The organism is Pseudomonas sp. FW305-28 (assembly GCF_017351395.1).
Classification (GTDB): Bacteria; Pseudomonadota; Gammaproteobacteria; order Pseudomonadales; family Pseudomonadaceae; genus Aquipseudomonas; species Aquipseudomonas fluorescens_AA.
This window is the reverse complement of record NZ_JACNDD010000005.1, coordinates 35,799-57,672: the sequence shown is the minus strand read 5'-3', so window position 1 is coordinate 57,672 and position 21,874 is coordinate 35,799. Positions and strand designations below refer to the sequence as shown.

Genomic DNA, 21,874 nt, shown 5'->3' with positions numbered 1-21,874 from the left:
TGAATCAATTACTAGTCGTTGTGGATTCACTATACCCACGGATCAGGAGGTGCTACAGACGTCATCTAGTTGACCTGAGCGAAAGCTGAACTTATGCTTGGATTATGAGCAGATCACTTATTCCTTCACTGAATTGGCTTCGTGTCTTTGAGGCCGCTGCCAGACATCAAAGCTTCTCGAAGGCCGGGCAAGAGTTGAGCATGACGGGTGCTGCGGTAAGCCAGCAGGTCCAGTCACTAGAGGCCAGTCTTGGCCGTCCTTTGTTCGAGCGCTCGGCGAACCGAATTCTGCTCACACCAGAAGGCAGGGATTTTCTTCCCACCGTACAACTCTCCATCAGTGCAATGGAAAGCAAGGCGGCGGCGCTCTTTTCCCCTCAACGTATTCAACGTGTGTCGTTGCAGGCCAGCCATCTGATGTCGATGAGCTGGCTTCCTCAAGTGCTTGCGGACTTTGAGCAGGGTAACCCCGGTATTCGGGTCGAACTCTGGATGGAAGGTGCGCAACAACGGAACATGGAACCTGATCTAGCGATAAAATTCGGTGAAGATCCTGATTTAGTGCGTCATCCTGGCCGTCTGATGGGACTTTCCTACGTAGCCATGTGCCGCAAAGCCGACGTGCCTGGACTGACATCACTGGAAGCCCTGCTGAAATATCGGCTGCTGGAAATGGTGCCGCATTCAATGGGATGGATGGGGCTGCTCAATCACAATTTTGGCCCAATGCGTGCTCACAGTCTGAAGTTGGAACCCGTAGATACGACCCCTCTAGCCTTCATGATGGTGAGCCAAGGACTAGGACTCGCTATTGGTCCCGTTCCAGTTTGTCTGCCTTTAGCGGATTCGCTTGGGTTAGAGATATGCCCGCTCATTCCCGTGACTCCCGGACCAGGGAATTACTATCTTGAGCATCCCGCAAATCAACCTCGCAGCGCCGCAGTACTGAGGTTGGAGCAAGCGCTCCATGAAGCAGCCCAGCGCTCGATGAAGATGTTGACCGTCGTAGCAGCAGAGTGAGCATGGCTCACCTGGATGCATGGCCACTGTCCGCTCCTGGCCGGAGGCTGCCAAAGCCCGAGGCGTACGGTTTGGTCCAAAGCCTTCACTGACTTCGACGCAGATAGTTGGATGTGGGCCTGGAACAACCCCATGGTGCCTAATGCGCTTCGTGAAAAAGCACTGCCGCTCAAGTAACTGCAGATTCTCTCGGGCGCTGAATGCTTTGGCGCGGAAGAGGCGATCACCCTCGAAGGTGAGGGCACTGCTTGGGAACTGGCCGCTGTCGCGGTGCGCCACCTGAACGCACTGGGCTGCTATCGAGCGCCAACGTCACCTGATGGACCAACTATTTTTCTGGCCATCACTCACCTTGGGGCCGGCATACCAGTCCCGTCCCGCACCTGCATCAGCGCAAATCCCAGCAGATTCAAGCCTTTCCAGAGATTCGGATTGTTCGCATCCGCGCTGTCCTGTGCGAGCCCTATACCCCAGATGTTATCAACCGGGCTGGCTTCGACAATAACCCGCGAACCGGTTTGTAGAAGATATCCGTTCAACTGCGGATTCTGGGAGAACTTGGCCTGGTTCGCTCGAACGACGATGTCGTATCGGTGTTGCAGCCAAACCTTATCATTGAATCCGCGCACGTTGCGGCCAAGCGCTTTGGCGGCATTTGGAGTCGGAGCGTGGAGCACCTGCGCACGAATATCCTGATCGTCGAACAAGGCCGCTTTCTCGGCCATCATGTAGTGTTCGGCTGTCGGGTAATGTTGCCCGTCGACAATGAACCCGGCCTCGAACCATTGGCTGAAGCACGAAGCCGTGACGCCAGTTTTACTGCGTTGGTGCCCCCAGAAAAACGTGAAGCTCAGACACTCTCCAGAGTTGAAACGGGCGCACAGTTGTTTCAGATGTTCAGAGTCGTTCAATTACATATCCTCGCTAACTGAAGATCGAAGCTACAGCTATTGTGCTGACCGAGGCAACCACGAAGCTTGGTAGATCGAACGTCCACAGATTGGGGAGTAATTGCATCTCTTCAACCTGATCAAGATCAACCGATGCCAAACACTTTGCGAACTTTGGCTTGCTTACCGATGCTTTGGGCCACATTAACCAGTGCAACTCAGTTTTCGAAAGGCCCGCTAGCTTCAAGCCATGATCGGTAATTCAATGAGATTGGGGCGGCCTGAGCGAATGCCATCCTCGACTGCTTCAGCAATATCGCCGGCGCGCTCGACCCTGCGCGACGCAACCCCCAGGGAGGAGGCGAGGGCCTGGAAGTCGATGGCCGGGTCCCGGATGTCCATGCCGATGAACTGGTTCGTACCGGCACTTCGGTAGTGCGCCTGGTTACGCGCGTAGTTTTTCAGGATGTTGTATTCGCCATTGTTCATGACCACAAAGGTGACGGGCAAACGCTCGTGTGCCGCTGTCCAAAGCGCTTGGGGTGAATACATCGCCGAGCCATCGCCGACCAGGCAGACCACCGGGGTGCGGTCCAGGCCAAGGGATGTACCGACAGCCGCCGGCATGCCCCAGCCGAGGATGGCGCTCCGCGTAAACAGGTACTGGCGGGCCGAATGCGAATCCAGGCAAGCACGCACATGAGCGATGGTGACCGGTGCTTCGTCGACGATCCACACATCAGGGCCGATTGCCCGGACAGCTTCATGGGCCGCAACGAAAGGCGTGGTCACGGGCGTATTGAATTCGCACTTCGCGCGCTCGGCCACTTCGATTCGGCGAGTACTGCGCTCGTGCGCAGCGACATTTCGCAGCGTCGCGATGGCCTGGCGGTGTGGGGCCAGTGTCTGATCCAATAACGGCAGCAACAACTGCAAGGACAGCTTGATGTCGCCTATCAATCCCAACGCCGTTCCATGCACTCTGCCCAGTTGGTGGCCATCGCCGGTCAATTGAATGAGACGGCAATGAGGGGGAATCGCCGGGCCTTGCGAGTATTGGTAACTGATCAGCGAATGGCCGCCGAGAAGCAAGACCGCATCGAAGTCAGCGAACGTTTCGCGGATATCGGCAGCTTTGGGCGACAAGGCTCCGCGCCATTGAGGATGAGCGGTGGGGAAGGGGATATGCCCGGGCCAGGATGGCCCGAAGACCGGCGCGCCGAGTGCTTCGGCGAGTCTCACCGCTTCCGCTTGGGCATTCGACTGGAAGACCTCCTCCCCGACGATAATCGCCAGGCGGCCGGGGGTAACCGTCGCCAAGGCGTCAGCCAACGGGGCAATCGCCGCGGTCACCGCACCTCGTTCGATTCGCGACGGCTGGCCAGCATCGGCATCGGTGTGCTGCTCCATCACGTTGATCGGCAGCGAAAGGAAAACCGGGCCGGTCGGCCCCGTGCGGCAGTCCTGAAGAGCGCGACGCAGCAGCATCGGGATATGTTCGGGATGCTGGATTTCCTCCGCCCATTTGACGCTCGGTCGGGCCAGGCTGACCAGATCACCATGAAGCAGCGGGTCGGTCACGCCATGGCGGGTATCCTGTTGGCCCGCGGTGATCACCAGCGGCGTGTTCGCCATCTTCGCGTTCAGGGTGGCGCCCATCGCATTGCCAAGGCCTCCTGCTGTATGGAGGTTGACGAAACCGGGGCGGCCGGATGCCTGGGCATAACCGTCGGCCATCGCCACGACGGTGGCTTCCTGGAGGCCGAGCACGTAGTGAATGTCGCAGACGCCCGAGAGCGCATCGAGCAACGGCAGCTCCGTTGTTCCCGGGTTGCCGAAGACATGGCGAACGCCTTCGCTGCGCAGTACTTCTACGAGCAGGTCCGCGCCGCGTTGCCCACGGATGCTGGACGGGACACAGGGAGTTGAAGGCATGGGGCGAAACCTCACTCAGTTGGAAGAAATACTTTACCCCGCTTTTGTGGCTATCGGATTGCCAAATGTGAGCGAGCAGGCTCGTTCTTCTTGTCGCCGGCTTGTATCAGCCTCCTACGTTCAAGCCACGATCTGCGCTGCTGCGCGAGCCCAAGGGGTTGCTGTCCTTGCTGGCATCGAAGCAGACAAGCTGCTAACGGTGTCGAGCCGATGAATCTGCTCGGCTGACAGTTCAACCGACAGGGCTGCGAGGTTGTCGGCCAACTGCTCGACCGAGCGCGGGCCGATGATGGGCAACGACCCGTGCGTGCCGGACCAGGCGATAGCGATCTGACCGGGGCTGACGCCCAGTTCGTTGGCGATGGCGATAACCGTGTCGAGGACCTGTGTACGCTGCTCGCTGTTCTCTGCCTGGAACACCTTGCCACCGAGGCCCTCGGCGCGTCCTTTCTCGCCCTTGCGGTACTTACCGGTCAGCATGCCTCCGCCGAGTGGCGACCAAGTGACGATACCCAATCCCAACGCATGCGAAGCCGGGAACAGATCAGCCTCGGGCTCGCGGTGGACCAGGCTATGCTCGAATTGCGCCGCGGCGATCGGCACCGAGTGGGTGAGTTCGGCGAGGGTGACGGCACGCGATAACCGCCAAGCAGGGAAATTGGAGAGGCCGGCATAAAGAATCTTGCCCGCGCGGGCGAGATCCTCGAACCCACGGACGATTTCTTCGGTGGGCGTGACATCATCCGGCCAATGCGCCCAGTAGAGATCGATGCGATCGGTTCCGAGTCGCTTCAGGCTTGCCTCTACCGAGGCCACCATGGCTTTACGACTATTGCCGGTGACGAGGCGATCAGCATTGGGCTGTGCGCCTCGGGTGTACTTGGTCGCCAGGACGAAACTCTCGCGTCGGCCCTTCAGAAGGGTCCCGAGCAGTTCCTCGGATTGTCCGAACTGGTAGATATCGGCCCCATCGATGAAGTTGCCGCCGGCCTCCGCGTACGCATTAAAGATTGCCGTGCTGACATCGGGATCCGCGCCGTAACCCCAGCCTGTGCCAAAGTTGCCTGTCCCGAGCACGACCTGGGACACACTCAGTCCTGTTTTGCCGAAGGATGCATATTTCATGTTTTCACCATTGATCAAGTCGGGAAGATATTGTCAGACAGTGTCGGCGCAAAGGCCTGGGCGTCGCGTGTTTCGCGGGTAACGGGTGCGCCAGGATCGGTCTCAGCCTTGGCCATGAGAGGCCCCCTGTGTGGCTGCCGGATGATCGAAGATCAGGCAGGTGGTCGTCGCATGCGCATACAGTTTGCCGTCGGGGCCAATGATCCGGCCCTCGGCCGTCGCCACTGTACGCCCCGCATGGATGACCTTGCCCTCGGCACGCACCAACGGGACCTGGTCGTTCAGGGGGCGCACCATGTTGACCTTCAGCTCCAGCGTGGTATAGCCCTTGCCTGCGGGCAAGGTCGAGTGCACGGCGCAACCTACTGCCGAGTCGAGCAGCGTAGCGAACCATCCGCCGTGGACGGTGCCCAGTGGGTTGTAGTGCCTGCGCTGTGGGCGACCTTGAAAGACGGCAATGCCGGGCTCCATGTGAATCGGCACGAAATCGAGCGTGTCGCCGATGGGTGGGGGAGGCAGTTCTCCAGCAAAGATCGCTTCGAACACTTCCATGCCTGTTCGACCGGCGATCTGATCCTGCGGCGCGGTATCGGCGACCAGCAAGCGCGCACGAATCGATTTTTCCTCCGCGTTCCAGTGAGCAACGACCTGATCGACTTCCATCGGCATTTCCTTCTCTCCAGATAATTGCATATGCAAATATTGCAGGTACAATATACCCCATGAAAAATACTATCAAGCCACAGGGCTGCACCAATCTGAAGCTCCGCCAGCTCAATCGCATGGTGACGCGTCATTACGACCGCTACGTCGCCGAGTCCGGCCTCAAGAACACGCAGTACGCACTGTTGTCGCATGTCGTCAGGCTGGGGCCTATTCGGCCGAGTGACCTGGCCAGGCAAATGCAGATGGATAATTCGACCCTGACTCGAAACATGCAGTCCCTGACCACTCAGGGGTGGCTGGAGATTGGTGCAGGAGGCGATGCCCGCAGTCGCCTTGTCGAAGCGACCGAGGCAGGACGCGTAAAGCAAGCCGAAGGCCAGCGGGCCTGGAAGGAGGCACAGCGCGCGCTCAATGGTCTACTCGGCGTGGAGCGCGTGGCTGTATTGCACGAATTGCTCGACGCATGCATTGCGAGCCTTGACGACGATCTTGATGAATCCCCATCAGAATGACTCGCCAGCAGCTTCGCAACGGATAACGTGAGTGTGTTTGACGGATATCCCATCTCGAGTGTCAGGACCCAATCAGACCGAGTTCAAACCCTCATGAATTTCTTGATTCTCTCGCCGCACTGATCAGCTCGGATCATCCCAGGCGCCGCATCCAGTTTGACCAGACCGTCCTCCATGAAAACCACCCTGTCGGAAATTGACATGGCGAAGTCCATTTCATGGGTCACGATCAACATGGTCATGCCTTCTTTTGCCAGGTCGCTGATCACCTTGAGCACATCGCCGACCAGTTCCGGGTCAAGGGCTGAAGTAGGCTCATCGAACAGCATGATGTGGGGATCCATCGCCAATGCGCGGGCGATTGCCACGCGTTGTTGCTGGCCGCCTGACAACTGATGCGGATACTTTTGCGCGTGGGCCAGCAGCCCGACCTTGTCCAGCAGGGCGTAGGCGCGCTGCTCGCTGATGGACTTGTCGCGGCCGTGATAGCGCGGCGCGAGGGTGACGTTGTCGAGAATGGTGCGATGGGGAAACAGGTTGAAGCTCTGGAACACCATGCCGATACGCTGTATCCCGTGGCGTACTTGTTGCGTGTTGGGGTTGTCACCGGCGTGGATATAACTTTCTCCGAATAGAATGATCTCGCCCTGGTCGATGCTTTCCAAGGCGTTGACGGTCCGAATCAGCGAAGTTTTTCCCGACCCCGACGGACCGATAATGGAAATCACCTGACCCACGTTGACATCAAGGTTGATGCCCTTGAGCACGGCGTGCTGGCCGTAGCGCTTGTGAATGTTGACCAGTTGCAGGGCGGGTGCCGAGCCAGGCCCCGGCGCTGTACGAGCGTCTGCCGGAGAAGGCGCCGCCTGTGACGCGCGTAGACGCCGCAGGCTGATGTCATCCAGCGTTTGTGGTTTGCGGTTGTTGAGCTCCAGGTGTTGCTCCAGCCAATGAAACAGCCAGCCGAGCACGGTCACGATCAACACGTAATACACCGCCACGGCCGACAGGGTTTCCATGACCAGGAAGTTTTGCGCGTAAAGGCGTTGGCCCACGGTCAACAGCTCGGTCAAGGAAATCACCGAGACCAGGGAGGTCAGTTTCACCACGGTGATGTATTCGTTGATCAGTGTCGGCAGGGAAATACGGAACGCCTGTGGGATCACGATCAGGCGCTGCAGACCGATCAGGCCGATGCCCAGCGCACGGCCGGCTTCTTTCTGGCCTTTGGCAACGGATATCAAGCCGCCACGATGGATTTCCGCCATGTACGCCGCCTCGGTGACCACCAGCGCGAACAGGCCGGAATAGAACGGGTTGGACAGTACGCCACGGGTGACCGGGAACATCTGCGGCAGGTTATAGACGAACACCACCAGTACCAGCAGCGGTACGCTGCGAAAGAACCAGATATAAACCGACGCCGGCACGCTGATCCAACGCGTGGCCGAAAGCTTGGCCGAGGCCAGCAGGAAGCCCAGCAGCATGCCGATGAACCAGGCCAGCGTGCTGAGTTCCACCACCGTAATGCAGGCTTTCCAGAAGTCCGCGACCGAAAAAAGAGAAAAAAAGTAGGGCCATTCAAATTGCATGTGTACCTCCAACTGCTGGCGTCGACGGAGGCTTCACCTATGCCGGGCAGTCAAGCGAACGCCGCCGACTGTGGGAGCGGCCTCGCTCCCACAGGGCTGCACTGAGTCAGTTAGTCGGTTCTTCCAGGTTGTATTTCTTCAACAGGGCGGCGTATTCACCCGACGCTTTCGTCGCGTCAAAGGCCTTGAGCAGCGCCTGATAGAGCGCGTCGTTGTCCTTTTTGACGTAGATACCCAGTGTCTGTTGATAGATCGAGTGCTCGGTGCTGATCACAACCCGGCCTTTGGTGCGTTCTGCGATCATGCCGGCGGCGCCGTCGATCTCCACCTGAGCCTGCACGTTGCCGGAGAGCAGCGCCTGGGTCACTTCAGGTGCGGACGGGAATTCGCTGACCATGATCGCGCCCTTGTTGTTCGGGACGCAGTAATCGGTCGAGAGTTTGTTGAATTGCGTCACCCAAGTGGTGCCTTTTTCCAGGCCGACTTTCAGGCCGCAGAGGTCTTCCGGTACTTTCGGTTTCAGCGGGCTGTCCTTGAGCACCATGATCGCTGCGCCAGTCTTGGCGTATGCGATGGTTTGCGCTTGGGTCTGCCGTTCAGGCGTGATGTACATGCCCGAGATGATCGCGTCATAGTGACCGGCGTTCAGGCTCAGCAGCAGGTTGGAAAATTTGGTGTCAACGAAGTCAGCCTTGAGGTCCAGATGTTTGGCGAGCAATCGCGCCAGTTCGGGGTCGGAGCCGACGACATTTTTTTGTTCGTCGTATGATTCGAAGGGCGGATAGGTGATTTCCATGCCGACCTTGAGGGCGCCGGGTGTCACCGTCGTGGCTGCGTGGGCTCCTGCCGCACCGAGGATCGCGAAGGCCAGCAGGGACAAGCGGACAGCGATATTCATTGGATTGCGCATCATCGGTGACTCCACGTCGAAAAAGTAGGGTTGGGCTGGTTTTGAAACAGGGCTGTTTTGGAACGGGTCGGGGGGCATCAGGACGCTTCCTGCGTCTGGTTCTTCAAGTGACCGAAGCTCGATGGCTTGCGTGCGCGCTCATACAGCTTGAGTTCGCCGCGTTCGACTTTGCGGCGCAGGTATTGATAGGTTTGCAGCGCTTGGCCAAACATGTGCTCGCCGATGGTGATTTCCTCGTAATCCTTACCGCCTTCAAGAAACTGCGGCAGCGGCTTGATTTGCGTATGGAAGTCGCACGCATAGAAGAGTGGGAACGAGTAGCGCTCTTCGCTGACGGTTCGCACTCGGTGAGCCGTCGCGACGAATGTGCCTGCGGTCATGACCTCCAGCATGTCGCCGATGTTGACCACAAACGTACCGTCCATGGGCGGCGCATCAATCCATTGCCCCAGATCGTTCATCACCTCGAGGCCTGGCTTGTCGGCAAGCAAAATGGTGAAGCATTCGTAGTCGGTATGCGCACCAATGCCGGGCGCGTCTTGAGCCGCCAGGTCAAATGGGTAGTGGATCAGGCGCAGTTTCGACGGTGGGCGAGTCACCATTGCCTCGAAATAGTCCTCCTCCAGGCCCAAAGCGAGGGCGAAACCCTTGAACAAGCGCCGACCTAATGCAAACACCGCGGCATAGTAGGCTTCGACGGCGGGACGGAAACCCGGCAGGTCCGGCCATTCGTTGGCCCCGATCAATGGCGTGCCGGCAATCACCAGCGGATCGTCTTCGCTCACTTCGAAACCGATATCGAAAGCCTCCTTGTGATCCGGTTTGCCTTTGGCATAGACCTCTTCACCTTCAGGCACAAAACCCTTGTGGCTGCGTGAAGTCCCGATGTAGTGCTGCATTTTGTACTCAAGCGATTGTGCGAACAGGTCCTTCGCCGCTTGACGCAAGCCGTCGATCAGTGACGACTCGATGCCATGGTTCTTGATGTACAGGAAACCGACCGCGCGGGCGGCGTTACCCAGTTCTTCGGCCACTGCCTGGCGCTGGGTGAGGTCGTCGCTGTACAGCCCGGCGATATCCACCACCGGAATGCGATTGAAGTTGGCGGTCGTGGGCGTTTTATCAGGCATGAGGGGGGCGCTCCTTATCGGGTTGAGGTGCAGGCGAAACGCCGAAAATGCTCGCGCTCGGTGTTTGCCATCCACACGTTCAGCGACCACAGATCAGCCACCGGCACGTTGGTGAAGGGCAGGTGATGCAGATAGCCGTCGGCGCCGAACTCCGGTGTCAGCGTGCTGACCTGATACCCGCGTTTTTCCTGGGATCGCCAGATGGCCTCCCAATGTTGCTGATGGAAGGCCAGCGCTTGGCTGTACTCGGGGGCGGCGGGGTGGGGAACTTGCGGTCCCTGGTCATAGCCGACTCGGGCCTGGATATGGTGAACACGTTCGACGAAGGCACTGAGGTCGTCTTCCGGATCGTTGAGCAGGCGCTCACAGGTGACGACCCAATGACTGATGTCGCTGGTGAAGCGCAGGTCGGGCAGTTGACGAATCAACTCGAGGGTGACCCAGGGGTTGAATAACGAGCGCGCGCGATGGGTCTCAAAGGCGCACACCAGGCCATGCTTGCGCGCGAGGTCCAGCGCGCGGCCAAAGAAGTCGACTTGTTGTGCCAGTGGCCAGCGGTCGTTGCCAGCCAGCAGGTTGACGAAGCGCGGCGCCAACTCAGCCGCCCAACCGAGTTTCTTGTCGAGGTCCAGAAGGTGTTCGTCGATGGTTGCCGACTGTTCCGGCAGAACGTCGTAGGCGCTGAAGACGGTGCTGATATAGCTGACTTTGTTGATGCGTAGAAAGGCTGCGAACTCGGCACGTTCGCTGGCGGTCATGGGCAGGCGGGCTTCCATGCCATCGAACCCGGCTTCAAGCAACTCATCGAGCGCTTGTGCCTTGCTCGCGGTGTAGCCCCACAACGTTCGGAATATTTCCAGCTTCATCGATCTGCTCCAAAGGTTCCTTCGCATGATTGACACGGCGACGTTGCGGCGCTAACCGAAACGCACAACGAACGGCAGTGACAATCAGAAAAGGCAATCTTCGGGCCGCATCTCTATGGAAAGGCTCCTTTGTTGCCGTCAATAGTAGGGAGGGGTGGTTGGCGGAAAGAATAGGGAAGCGCAAAAAGATAGTTCAGAGATTTCTAAACTATTGATCACTGGCCGCGGCCCTGATCGTCAGTCATCGATCCGGTGCTCCGGACCTGGCGCGTTGATCACACCGCCGAGCCGTCTTGCAGCAAAGATGCCGCTCCATGAATCACTTTCGCACCACCGCCACCCGGCGCCCGCTCATGAAACACAGCAGCCCACCCACCGCGGTCAAGGCGCTCAAGACGTAGAACATCGTCGGTGCCGGGGTTTGTATCAGCAGGTACCCGCAGATCACCGGGCTCAGGGCGCCGCCGAGGGCGGCCAGGTTTTGGGCGCCGTAGTAGCTGCCGCGCAGTTCTTCCGGGGCCAGGGTATCGACGAAGAGAAATTCGGCCGGGTAGATGATCATTTCACCGAGCGTGAATATGAACATCGCCACGCACCAACTCAGCATATCGTCTGCCAGGCTGAAACCGATCAGGCCAAGCATGAACAGGCTGGTGCCCGCAGCGATCCAGTAGCGCAGCTTCTCGCGATCGAGGAACCGACCGATCTGGTATTGCAGCAGGATCACAGTGATGGCGTTGCAGGCGAGCAGGGCGGCCATGATCTCCAGTGCACGTTTGGCGTCGTGGGTGACCAGCAGGTATTGCGACAGATACAGCGTGAAGCGTCCGTGCACCACGGTGCTGAGCAGGCAGCCGCAGGTGAACATGATCAGGGTGCGGTCGTTTTTCAGGGTCTTCAGGGTCTTGAGAAAACTGGGCGGTGGGCCAATGGCCGCTGTCGGCGTTCCATCGCTGGGGATTCCCATCATCAGAAAGATGCTGGAGAACGCGATGCCTGCGGCGATCAGGAATGGCGCGATCGGGTAGACCCCCGCAATCACCACGCCGAGCATGGGGCCGGTGGCGTAGCCGATGTTGGTCAGGGTGTAGCGCAGGGAAAACGCTTTGGCGCGCTGGCCGATGGGCAGGTTTTCGCTGAGGATCGCCTTGGAACCGATCAGAAACAGGGCCGACGCGGTCTCGGTGATCACCACGGTCAGGGTGGTCAGGTAGAGGTTTTCGGCAAAGGTCAGCAGGACGAAACCCACGGCGCTGGAGAGCATCGCCAGGATCAGCAACCGGCGCTTTTCCAGGCGATCGATGATGTAGCCGCCGTACAGGGCCAGCAGGGTGGCGATGAACACCGCGATGCCCAGCAGTAAGCCGACATCTTGTTGATTGAGGCCCAGCTTGTTGCTCAGGAACAGCGTGAGCAACGGGCTGGTGATGGCACGGCTGACCACGATGGTCAGCGAAGCGATCATCAAGCGTCGAATAACGAGGGAGTAAGTGGCCACGGGGGGCAAATGTCCTTATTCAGATTGTTGGCGTACACCGCGATGACGCCCGAGCCGTCAATACCCTGATCAACCCAGCCACCGTTCCAGCGTACGTATCGATTCCAGGTCTTCCATGCGTCGCAATTGCTTCAGCAGTTCCGCAGCCCGTTCCTGCGGCATGACCCGCGTCGTCAAACTGAAGAACTTCTCATCCAGGGCCTCATCGGCAAGTGGATTGCCCGGCGCTCCCAAGGGCACTTCTACGCACAGGCTTGCCTGCCGGCCGTCCACGGTCCGCAGGGTCACCACAGGCTCGCCATCCTCATCCAGTCGCGGGTCCACTTCAAGATGGATGCGCGACATGCACTGAATCACCAGCGGATCGTTGCGTTGCCGATCGTCATACGCGTGCAGTCGGCAATGCCCATGCACCAACCGCGCGGCGAGGGCATACGGCAGGCTCATTTGCGCGGCGGCGAGGTGGGTGACATCCCGGCCGCCACACATGCCGTGGAGAAAACCGCTCAGCCCGACGTGCAGGTTTTCGACCTGGTCGACGGAGACCTTCAACTGCTCCAATAGCTGGCCGAGGGCATCGATGGCCGAATGGGTGCCGCGACAGGAGGCATAGGGTTTGATTGAGCAGCGGGCGAGCTTCCAGTTCACGCCGAGCTCCGCATCCAGCGCTTCGGGCCTCGAAGTCGCTGGGGCGAGGGTGTTCAGGAAGCCACCCCAGACGTCATCGAATAATTGCATCGGCCCGCTGATGCCCTGTTGGGAGAACCGCGCAGCCAACAGCCCCCCTTCTGCGGCGCGCCCGCTGTGCAGTTTCTTGCTGTGCGAGCCGTCGTGAATGAAGGCCCACAGGCCACCGCTGAAGCTGCCGGCAATGCCCAGTGCCGCCAGGGTTTGCCGCGTATCCAGACCCAGGATGCGCGCACTGGCGGCGGCTGCGCCGAACACCCCACAGGTCGCGGTGGAGTGCCAGCCGGCGCCATTGTGGGCGCTATAGCCGCCGCAGGCTTCGAGCACTCGACGACCAACCTCATAGCCGATCACGACGGCGCTGATGAATTCACGACCACTCACGGGCCGTGCGCGCAGCGAAACCGCCGCCATCGCCGCTGGCAGCACGACGGCCCCGGAGTGATCGCAACCACCGGTGTCGTCCAGCTCCAGCGCATGGGCGGCGATGCCGTTCAGCATCGCTGCCGGGCCCGCGCAGACCTGCAGATCGGTTCCCCAAACCGGTACCTCGCCCGCTTCACCGGCGAACACCTTGTGTGCTTGTTTGGCGATATCGCTCGCGGCGCCGGCCAACGTTGCGCCGAACGTATCGAGAATGTGCCGCTTGGCTTGGGCTACCAACCCAGGCGATAGATCTTCAAACCGCAGATCGACACAGAATTGCGCCAGCCGTTGCAAACGTTCGCTCATCAGACGTAATCCCGATAATGGCGCTCGTACACCGATGCGGGATGATCCTCGGCCGCCGGCGCCGTGTTGTTTGCCCACCATTGCGCGACCTCGGCGCCGGTGGCGATCCACACGTCATCGTGCTGTTGAATGCCCTCGATCAGCTCGCGCAACACGCCTATCCGTCCCGGCGTGGCGATGATTTCCGGGTGCAGGCGAAGCACGTAGCACAGGCCGAATCGGTGAAACCCGGCGAAATCCATTTGCAGATTGCCCAGGGTGTGGCTGTAGGAGGCGATCCGTGATTGTGCCGGTGGCACCGCCGGGCTCAAGTTGAAGGCGAAGTAAGGCTCGTCTTCCAGCTCATAATGCAGCGGCACTTCAATGACGCCGGGCGCAGTCGGGTGAGCGAATGGCAAGTCGTCGCCGCGCCATGACGAGGACCAGCGGATGCCTTGGTCCTTCAATGCGCCGATCAAGCCCGGTGCACCATTGCCCGCCGGGATTCGAAAGCCGACCGGGCGCTTGCCGGTCAACCTGGCCAGGGTCTCGCAGCCTTTGGCGACATCCTCGATCTGGGCGATCAGGTCTAGCGCGTCGTAATCTTGATGACGGTAGCCGGCGCAGGCGATCTCATGACCGTCGCCCTGGATCGCCTGGATGAGCCCCGGGTTTTCCTCGGCAACGATGCCGGGGACGAACCAACTGCTGCAGACCCCGAGTTCCTTGAACAGGCCGAGCAAGCGTGCCACGCCGCGTTGGGTACCGTAGCGCCATACCGACAAGGTTTTGTCACGCCCGGCAACTTCCGGGGCTTGCGTGAGGATGCCGTGGATGTCGTTGTAATCGACGGTCAGTACCACAGCGCAGCGATAGCCTTCCGGCCAGATGGGGGAATCAGCCATGGCGGTGCTCCTTCAACCAGAAGTGGGCGACGTCGCGGCAGGTGGCGAACCACACGTCATCGCGCCGACGCATGTGCTCGAAAAGCTGTTCCAGCAGCAGGATGCGCCCCGGTTTACCAATGATCTTTGGGTGGAAGAGCGTGGTCAGGCACAACCCTTCGTCCATCGCGCCGTCATATTCGCGGCACCAGTTGTCCAGGGTCAGCGCGTAACTGGCCGTACGGTCCAATCCGGAAGGAAAGTTCGGCGCGCGGGTATAGGCGAGGGACGCGTAATCGTCCATTTCCCATCGGCCTGGGATTTCCACCAGCGGCGTATCGAAACCCGGTACGTCCACCAGGTACGGTCGGTCGTCGCCGCGCATGCTGCTGGAATAGGTCACGCCGGCTTCCACCAGCATGGCCGGGGTTTCGGCGCGCCAGTCGCCGGACGGCGTGCGAAAGCCTTCTGCGCGGATGTGCAGGTGTTTCCAGAACACCTCGCGGGAGATCTGCATCACCTCTTTTTGCCGATCCAGTGTCAGGGCATAAAAGGATTCGTGTTTGTAGCCGTGATAAGCCACTTCATGCCCGCGCTCGACAATCGCCTGGCATTGTCTCGGCCAGTTCTCCACGACCCAGGCGGGGACGAAGAATGTCGTCGGGATCCGGAACTCGTCGAGCAGATCGAGCAGGCGTGGCAGTGCCCGGTAAGGGCCATAGCCGCCAAACCCGAAGTACTCGGGTTTGCGCCAGATCGAGCCGTTGAGCATGGCATCACCGGTCGGGCCATCGAGGTCGAAGGCAAGGGCCAGGCAAGCCTTGTGCGGCGCGGGCCAGGTGGGTGAGGAGGGCATCGGTAGTGCTCCATCTTTATTCGTAGACACCAGACCCTTTTGTGGAAGCGGGCTTGCTCGCGATGGCGTCGAGTGAGGCAACATTGATGTTGGATCACTCACAAGCAAGCCCGCTGCCACATCGGAATCAAATGGCCTGTGCGATCACTTTCCGGCGTTGATGGTCACGGTTTTGATCGCCCCCAGTTCAAGGTCCCATTTCTTCAGGATCGCCTGGTAGCTGCCGTCATCGATCATGCTTTGCAGTGCGACCTTCACCGCTTCACTGAGCTCAGGTTTCTTCTTGCTCACGCCCATGCCGGTGTACTGCTCGGAGATCGGCAGGCCCACGGTCTTGTACATGTCCTTTTCCTGGGTCTTGAGGTAAGGCAGGGTTTCGCTGCCTTGCATGGCTGCATCGATGCGGCTCTGGCGCAGTTGCGCCCGGGCATCGGCCGAGCCTTCGGTGCCGACCACGTTGATCGCCGGCTTGCCGGCGGCCTCACAGTTGGCCTTGCTCCACTCGGCGATTTCCGTTGGAAAGGTGGTGCGGCGGCTGGTGCCGACTTTCTTGCCGCACAGGTCGAGGATCTCGTTGGTGTCCTTGTTTTTCTGCAAGGTGTAGAACTGCGGACCGCTGGTGAAGTAGTCGATGAAGGTTACGCTGGCCTGACGTTCGACGGTGTCGGTCATGCCCGACAGCACCATGTCCACGCGGTCGGTGGTCAGGGCGTTGATCATTTGCTCGAAGCCGGTTTCCTGCCATTTGATCTTCACACCCAGGCGCTCGGCCAGGGCATTGCCCAGGTCATAGTCAAAGCCGGTGAGGGTGTTGGTGGCCGGGTCCTTGAAATCCATCGGCGGGTAGTTCGGCATGATCGCCACGACGATTTCGCCCTTGGCCTTGATGCTGGCCGGCAATTCGGCCGCGAAGGTAAAGCCGGATGCCATGACGCCTGCGAGTACTGCGGGGATAAAGAAGTTCTTCATGGTCGTTCTCTTATGAGTGTTGTGAGCGTCAACGGACGCTTAGGTTCGAACGGCAGAAATGAAGCTTTGGGTGCGAGGGTTTTGCGGACTTATTAGTATTTCTTCGGGGCTTCCAGCCTCCACGATCTGCCCGCCGTCCATGAACACCATGCGATTGGAAACTTCGCGAGCGAAGCCCAGTTCATGGGTGACGACGATCATGGTCATGCCGGTCTGCGCAAGATCGCGCATCACCGACAGCACCTCACCGACCAGTTCCGGGTCGAGTGCCGAAGTGGGTTCATCGAACAGCATCAGCTTGGGGCGCATGGCCAATGCACGAGCGATGGCCACGCGTTGCTGCTGGCCGCCGGAAAGCTCGATCGGGTAGCTGTTGCGCTTGTCCGCCAGGCCGACACGGGCGAGCAACTCCAGGGCCTCTTCATTCGCCTCTTTGGGGGAGCGCTTGAGCACCTGGCACGGCCCTTCGATGATGTTCTGCAACACGGTCATGTGCGGGAACAGGTTGAACCGTTGAAACACCATGCCGGTGGACAGCCGCTGGCGGGCGATCTGGGTTTCGTTGAGTTCGTGCAGCTTGTTGCCGACGATCCGGTAGCCCACCAGTTCGCCGTCGACCCACAGGCCGCCCTTGTCGATTTTTTCCAACTGGTTGACGCAGCGCAGCAAGGTGCTTTTTCCCGAGCCGGACGGGCCGATGATGCACAGCACTTCGCCTTGCTCGACTTCGATGTTGATGTCCTTGAGCGCGTGGAACTGGTCGTAGTATTTATTCAGGCTCACGGCCTTGACGATGCTTCTCATGTGGAACTCCTCAAGAGCGCTTGCCGGCGCCGCGGGCGAAACGACGCTCCAGGCGACTCTGACCAAAGGACAGGACGGTGACGGTGGCCAGGTACCAGATGCCGGCGACGATCAGCAGCTCCATCACGCGGGCGTTGGCGTAGTAGATGTTCTGGGCGTTGTAGAGCAATTCCGAGTATTGGATGACGCTCGCCAGCGAGGTCATCTTCACCATGCCGATGAACTCGTTGCCTACCGGCGGAATAATGATCCGCATGGCCTGGGGCAGGATGATCCGGCGCAGCGCCTGCAGGCGTGGCATGCCGATCGATTTGGCAGCCTCGTATTGCCCGGTGTCCACCGAGAGCAGGCCGGCGCGCACCACTTCGGCGGTGTAGGCGCCCTGGTTGATGCTCAAGCCCAGCAAGGCCGCCGCGAACGGGGTCATCAGGCTCACGGTGTCCATTTCGAACAGGCCGGGAATGCCGATGGTGGGGAAGATCAGCGCCAGGTTGAACCACAGGAGCAGTTGCAGGATCAGCGGCGTGCCGCGAAACAGCCAGGTATAGGTCACGGCCACATAGCGCAGGATCGGGTTGGCCGACATGCGCATGATCGCGGTGATCACGCCGAACACGATGCCCAGCGCCATGGCCAATACGGCCATGACGATGGTGTTGAGCAAGCCCCACATGATCGCTTCGGAGGTCAGGAACTGGCCGATGTACGACCATTCGATCTTGCCTTCGGCGAAGGCACGCACCAGGCCAACAAGGGCGATGACGATCAGCGTGGCGAAGAAGATCCGCCCGTAGTAGCGCCGGGGCACATGATCGTACTGGGTAATGTCAAACTGGTTTTCCGCCAGCTTGCGCTCCGCCTGGAGTCGTTCTGCCTGTGTCTGGCTCATGTTGTTTCTCCGTACTCGGTTTCGGCGCTATCGCTGTGGGAGCAAGCTCGCTCCCACAGTTCGGTGTGTTGCTCAGAGGCGAAAGCCCTGATAGTCCTCGGTCCATTGCTGCTGGGTGGCGAGGGCGGTTTTCAAGCGTCCGATCTGTTCGCGTACCTGTTGTGGTGCGGTCCCGCCCCAGCCATTGCGTGCAGCGATGGCGGCTTCGAGGGTCAGGCTTTCGCGTACCTCTGGGGTGAGGCGCGGATCGATTTCCGCCAGCAGATCGGGGGAGGCCTCCCACAGTTCGATGTCGTGTTTCTCGCACGCCTGGACCAACGCACCGGTGATTTCGTGAGCTTCCTTGAACGGCACGCCGCGCACCGCCAGCCAATCGGCAACTTCGGTGGCGAGGGTGAAGCCCAGCGGTGCCTGGCGGCGCAATTCCTCGACATTGACTTTCATGGTCGCCACCATTCCCGCCATGGCGGGCAGCACCAGTAGCAGCGTGTCGACGCTGTCGAGCACACCGTTCTTGTCTTCGCTCAAGTCACGGTTGTAGGACAGTGGCAAGGATTTAAGCGTGGAGAGCAGGCCGGTCAGGTTGCCGATCAGGCGACCGGCCTTGCCTCGCGCCAGTTCGGCGATGTCCGGATTCTTCTTCTGCGGCATGATCGAGCTGCCGGTGGCGTAGGCATCGTCCAGTGCGACCCAGCGAAATTGCCGCGACGACCACAGGCAGAACTCTTCGGCAAGGCGCGAGATATTGATGCCGAGCATGCTGGCGATGAACAGAAACTCGGCGACGTGATCGCGGCTGGCCACGGCGTCGATGGAGTTTTCGCAAACGCCGCTGTAGCCCATTTCCTTTGCCGATTGCTGAGGTAGGCGAGCGATCGCCGAGCCCGCCATGGCCGCCGCACCGAGTGGTGACAGCGACGTCCGTGCGTCCCAGTCCACCAACCGCTGTACGTCGCGTAGCATCGACTGGGCGTGGGCCAGCAGGTGGTGAGCGAACACGATCGGTTGCGCCTGCTGCAGATGGGTGAAGCCGGGGCAGATGCTTTCGATGTGTTGCTCGGCCTGTTCCACCAGCGCCTGCTGCAGGCCTAACACTTCAACGGCCACGGTGCGTACGTGGTCACGCAGGAACAGCCGCAGGTCATTGGCGGTCTGGTCGTTGCGCGAACGGCCGGCCCGCAGCTTGCCACCCAGGGCGCCAAGCCGTTCGGTCAGCAGGCGCTCGATGAACGTGTGGACGTCTTCATCATCCAGGGTCGGGGCGATGCTGCCGGCGCGATAGTCCGCGCCGATGCGTTCCAGGGCGTCGAGCATGGTCTGGGTTTCTTGTTCGGTCAGCAGTCCGGCGCGCTGCAATTCCCGGGCATGGGCCTTGGAGCCGGCGAGGTCGTACGGGGTGAGCCGGAAGTAGCGCTCAGGGCAACGGGACAGGGCCGCCAAGGCTTCGGAAGGGCCGCATTTGAAGCGAGCACCCCAGAGTCGGTCGGTGGTTTGAGACATTGTTGTTTTCCTCGTCGGTTACGCGAACTGAAACGGGTACTCCGGGCCACGGCGTCGCTACGAAATCAGCGAGCGAAGTCAGGCCAGAGCAGTTTTCAAGAGGGCAGTTGCATCGGTGAAAGAACTGATCGAACTGTCAGCTTTTGATGTTTCGCGACCAGCGTTTTGGCGCTGATGTTCGGAATTTATTGTCGGTTGCCAAGCTTGGTTTTCTGTGTTCATTATTATTGGGCCAGCTTGTTTTTGTTGTTGGGCACAGGTTGTTGAATAGAGCGCCAGAGGTAAATAAGCATTATGGAAACCCCACTTTCCAATTCCGGAAACCCGCCGCCAAGAACCCCGCAAAGGGCACCGTTGGCCCTCAGCGGGCTGGATTTCAAATTGCTCAAAGTGTTCAAGGCCGTGGTCGAGGCGGGAGGCTTTAGTGCCGCACAGAATGAGCTGAATGTGGGGCTGGCGGCCATCAGCAAACAGATTTCCGACTTGGAAATCCGTATCGGGATGCGCCTTTGCACGCGCGGGCGCGAGGGCTTTCACCTGACGGAAGAAGGGCGTCTGGTGTATCAGGCGTCGATAGACTTATTTGCCTCGGTCGACAACTTTCGTGATCGCCTTAGTTCGGCGCAAAACGAACTTGTTGGTGATCTTGGTGTGGGGGTTATTGATAATACTATCTCGGATGATAATTCCCCGTTAGTTGCTGCACTCAGGAAGATTAATGAGCAGTCGCCCAAGGTTCGGTTTCAACTTCAGGCTTCGCAACTCGATGAAGTCGAAAGAGGTGTCGTCGAAGGACGGTTGGTAGCGGGGATCGTACCGATTTATCAAAAACGCGAAGAGTTCGATTACTACGAACTCTATGAAGAGCGTTCGCAGGTCTATTGCGCACTCGGCCACCCGCTGTTCTCCATGGCGGACGCGGACATGGGGGAACATGTGCTCAAGGAGTATGAGTGCGTCAACCATCGCTACGCGATTCATCGCGACAAACTGAAATTTGCGCACTACGACAGCTTCTCCGCCTCGGCCACCCAGGTGGAAGCCGTGGCGTTGCTGATCAAGACGGGGCGTTTCCTCGGGTTTCTGCCCCAGCATTACGCCGCGTCGATGGTGGCGCGGGGAGAGTTGCGCGCAGTACGTCCGGACCTGATCAACATCGTCACGCCATTCAGTCTGATACTGCGTCACAACACTGTGCGCAGCCCCTTGGTCAAGGCTTTTGCCCAGGCGCTGGGGGTGGATCTGAAGGCTCCGGTTTGATGTTTATGTGTGATCACTCACGAACCTTGGCGGCAACCGGAGTGATAGGTAAGTTGCACCATCAAACCGTTGGCGCTGTTTTCGTTCAAACACCGCGACCTGTTCCGGCGTGTTCCGTTGGAAGGGCGCCCAGTTGAACTAGCCTAGGGTTCAATCACCCCATCCAGTATGTGCAGTCCCACCCTCTAAGTGACGGTGGTAATAATTGGATTTGTGCAAGGGAAACGGTGGCTGTCCACTGGGGCAATCTGCTAAAGGGTTCGTATTGACGAGCGAATCGCCCGTGCACACTCGATCACCGCGGGCGCCAGCTTGCGCTCGGCTTCCTCCAGGCTCCAGCGACTCGTTGGCACCACCACATGCACGGCTGCGACCGGCAGGCCCTGGCTGCCAATGATCGGCGCGGCAATGGACATGTCGCCAAGGAACAACTCTTCCTTGTTCGTGGCGTAGCCCCTGCGCCGTGTGGCCTCGATCTGCTCGATAATGTCGTCGACCGCGGTCAGGGTGTACTGGGTATGGCGTTTGCGCTCGCTGGCTTGCAGTGCGGCAACAAGCTCGTCGTCGGGCAGGGCGCTCAGGAAGGCCCGTCCGGAACCGGTGCAGTACATCGGGATCCGGCTGCCAATGGGCATGTGGATAGGGATGAATTTCGGCGCCACGAAGCGTGCCACGTACACCATGTCCAGCCCGTCGGGTTCGGTCAGGTTGGTCGTCTCCCCGGTAGCCTGTGCCAACTCGGCAAGGAACGGGTTGGCCACGTCCACCAGTGTGTCGGCGGCCAGGTAGTTGTAGCCGATCTCCATGACCTTCGGGGTCAACTGAAAGCGTTTGGTCTGCGGATGCTTGCGCACATAACCCAGCTCTTCGAGGGTATGGATCATGCGTTGCGCCGAGCTTTTGTTGATGTCTGCAGCTTGGGCGATATCCGCCAGGTTCATCGTGCGCCGGGCTGCGTTGAACGCCCGCAGCACCGCCAGGCCTTTTTCCAATGACTGATTGAACAGCGGATGAGGGTTATCGCTCATGGAAATCCTTATATTCTGCGCTTTGAATATCGATATTCGATACTTATAAATCTCTTTACGATTTTTGTAAATCGCTTTACAGTCATTTTGAGCCTCCTGCCATCCATATGGGGCAACCCTTACCGGACTTAAGACAATAAAAG

20 protein-coding genes are annotated in these 21,874 nt (G+C 59.5%); 3 read left to right on the top strand and 17 right to left on the bottom strand.

The window, feature by feature from the left end:
- Window positions 1-104 precede the first annotated feature (104 nt).
- Window positions 105-1,019 carry a LysR family transcriptional regulator gene (locus tag J4E53_RS02485; protein ID WP_081015451.1) on the top strand — a complete coding sequence of 305 codons (915 nt, stop codon included), beginning with the start codon at window positions 105-107 and terminating at the stop codon, window positions 1,017-1,019.
- A gap of 347 nt (window positions 1,020-1,366) precedes the next feature.
- Here the strand turns inward: J4E53_RS02485 and J4E53_RS02480 are convergent, their stop codons facing one another.
- The 4 genes from J4E53_RS02480 to J4E53_RS02465 all read right to left on the bottom strand — a co-directional run bounded on the left by J4E53_RS02480 (window position 1,367) and on the right by J4E53_RS02465 (window position 5,632).
- The gene (locus J4E53_RS02480; RefSeq protein ID WP_060742915.1) at window positions 1,367-1,930 is read right to left on the bottom strand and encodes an NADAR family protein; all 564 of its coding nucleotides are present in this window, start codon (window positions 1,928-1,930) and stop codon (window positions 1,367-1,369) included.
- 222 nt (window positions 1,931-2,152) lie between these two features.
- The gene (locus tag J4E53_RS02475; protein ID WP_060742914.1) at window positions 2,153-3,844 is read right to left on the bottom strand and encodes a thiamine pyrophosphate-binding protein; all 1,692 of its coding nucleotides are present in this window, start codon (window positions 3,842-3,844) and stop codon (window positions 2,153-2,155) included.
- 120 nt (window positions 3,845-3,964) lie between these two features.
- A complete protein-coding gene (locus tag J4E53_RS02470) occupies window positions 3,965-4,969 on the bottom strand; it encodes an aldo/keto reductase (RefSeq protein ID WP_103307806.1) in 1,005 nt (334 codons plus the stop codon).
- Between the two features lie 102 nt (window positions 4,970-5,071).
- The gene (locus J4E53_RS02465) at window positions 5,072-5,632 is read right to left on the bottom strand and encodes a PaaI family thioesterase (RefSeq protein WP_103307805.1); all 561 of its coding nucleotides are present in this window, start codon (window positions 5,630-5,632) and stop codon (window positions 5,072-5,074) included.
- Between the two features lie 59 nt (window positions 5,633-5,691).
- Here J4E53_RS02465 and J4E53_RS02460 point away from each other — a divergent pair, with 59 nt between their 5' ends.
- A complete protein-coding gene (locus tag J4E53_RS02460) occupies window positions 5,692-6,147 on the top strand; it encodes a MarR family winged helix-turn-helix transcriptional regulator (protein ID WP_060742910.1) in 456 nt (151 codons plus the stop codon).
- Window positions 6,148-6,230: 83 nt separating this feature from the next.
- Here J4E53_RS02460 and J4E53_RS02455 read toward each other — a convergent pair whose 3' ends face one another.
- The 12 genes from J4E53_RS02455 to argH all read right to left on the bottom strand — a co-directional run bounded on the left by J4E53_RS02455 (window position 6,231) and on the right by argH (window position 19,443).
- Complete coding sequence (locus J4E53_RS02455) at window positions 6,231-7,739, bottom strand: amino acid ABC transporter permease/ATP-binding protein (protein ID WP_103307804.1); 1,509 nt, start codon at window positions 7,737-7,739, stop codon at window positions 6,231-6,233.
- 106 nt (window positions 7,740-7,845) lie between these two features.
- A complete protein-coding gene (locus J4E53_RS02450; protein ID WP_371919199.1) occupies window positions 7,846-8,652 on the bottom strand; it encodes an ABC transporter substrate-binding protein in 807 nt (268 codons plus the stop codon).
- Between the two features lie 74 nt (window positions 8,653-8,726).
- Window positions 8,727-9,779 carry an isopenicillin N synthase family oxygenase gene (locus tag J4E53_RS02445; protein ID WP_103307803.1) on the bottom strand — a complete coding sequence of 351 codons (1,053 nt, stop codon included), beginning with the start codon at window positions 9,777-9,779 and terminating at the stop codon, window positions 8,727-8,729.
- Between the two features lie 14 nt (window positions 9,780-9,793).
- On the bottom strand, window positions 9,794-10,645 hold the full coding sequence (locus J4E53_RS02440) for a sugar phosphate isomerase/epimerase (RefSeq protein WP_103307802.1): 852 nt from the start codon (window positions 10,643-10,645) through the stop codon (window positions 9,794-9,796).
- Window positions 10,646-10,964: 319 nt separating this feature from the next.
- A complete protein-coding gene (locus J4E53_RS02435; protein WP_060742906.1) occupies window positions 10,965-12,143 on the bottom strand; it encodes an MFS transporter in 1,179 nt (392 codons plus the stop codon).
- Between the two features lie 69 nt (window positions 12,144-12,212).
- A complete protein-coding gene (locus tag J4E53_RS02430) occupies window positions 12,213-13,562 on the bottom strand; it encodes an MmgE/PrpD family protein (protein ID WP_103307801.1) in 1,350 nt (449 codons plus the stop codon).
- Window positions 13,562-14,446, bottom strand: a complete 885-nt coding sequence (locus J4E53_RS02425) for a polysaccharide deacetylase (protein ID WP_103307800.1) — start codon at window positions 14,444-14,446, stop codon at window positions 13,562-13,564. Before J4E53_RS02425 ends, J4E53_RS02430 begins: the two co-directional genes overlap by 1 nt.
- On the bottom strand, window positions 14,439-15,281 hold the full coding sequence (locus J4E53_RS02420) for a polysaccharide deacetylase (RefSeq protein ID WP_060742903.1): 843 nt from the start codon (window positions 15,279-15,281) through the stop codon (window positions 14,439-14,441). Before J4E53_RS02420 ends, J4E53_RS02425 begins: the two co-directional genes overlap by 8 nt.
- A 144-nt stretch (window positions 15,282-15,425) precedes the next feature.
- Window positions 15,426-16,250, bottom strand: coding sequence for an ABC transporter substrate-binding protein (locus J4E53_RS02415; protein WP_103307799.1), 825 nt, complete (start codon window positions 16,248-16,250; stop codon window positions 15,426-15,428).
- A gap of 39 nt (window positions 16,251-16,289) precedes the next feature.
- Entirely contained in the window at window positions 16,290-17,054 is a 765-nt protein-coding gene (locus J4E53_RS02410; RefSeq protein WP_008001408.1) for an amino acid ABC transporter ATP-binding protein, read from the bottom strand.
- A 10-nt stretch (window positions 17,055-17,064) separates the two neighbouring features.
- Window positions 17,065-17,943, bottom strand: coding sequence for an amino acid ABC transporter permease (locus J4E53_RS02405; RefSeq protein WP_060742901.1), 879 nt, complete (start codon window positions 17,941-17,943; stop codon window positions 17,065-17,067).
- 72 nt (window positions 17,944-18,015) lie between these two features.
- Entirely contained in the window at window positions 18,016-19,443 is a 1,428-nt protein-coding gene (argH, locus tag J4E53_RS02400; protein WP_103307798.1) for an argininosuccinate lyase, read from the bottom strand.
- A 294-nt stretch (window positions 19,444-19,737) separates the two neighbouring features.
- Between argH and J4E53_RS02395 the strand changes: the two genes are divergently transcribed.
- A complete protein-coding gene (locus J4E53_RS02395) occupies window positions 19,738-20,703 on the top strand; it encodes a LysR family transcriptional regulator (protein WP_103307797.1) in 966 nt (321 codons plus the stop codon).
- A 251-nt stretch (window positions 20,704-20,954) separates the two neighbouring features.
- On the opposite strand, the gene J4E53_RS02390 is transcribed toward J4E53_RS02395, so the two are convergent.
- Window positions 20,955-21,731: an IclR family transcriptional regulator gene (locus J4E53_RS02390; RefSeq protein ID WP_103307796.1), complete on the bottom strand. Its 777-nt coding sequence runs from the start codon at window positions 21,729-21,731 to the stop codon at window positions 20,955-20,957.
- Window positions 21,732-21,874 lie beyond the last annotated feature (143 nt).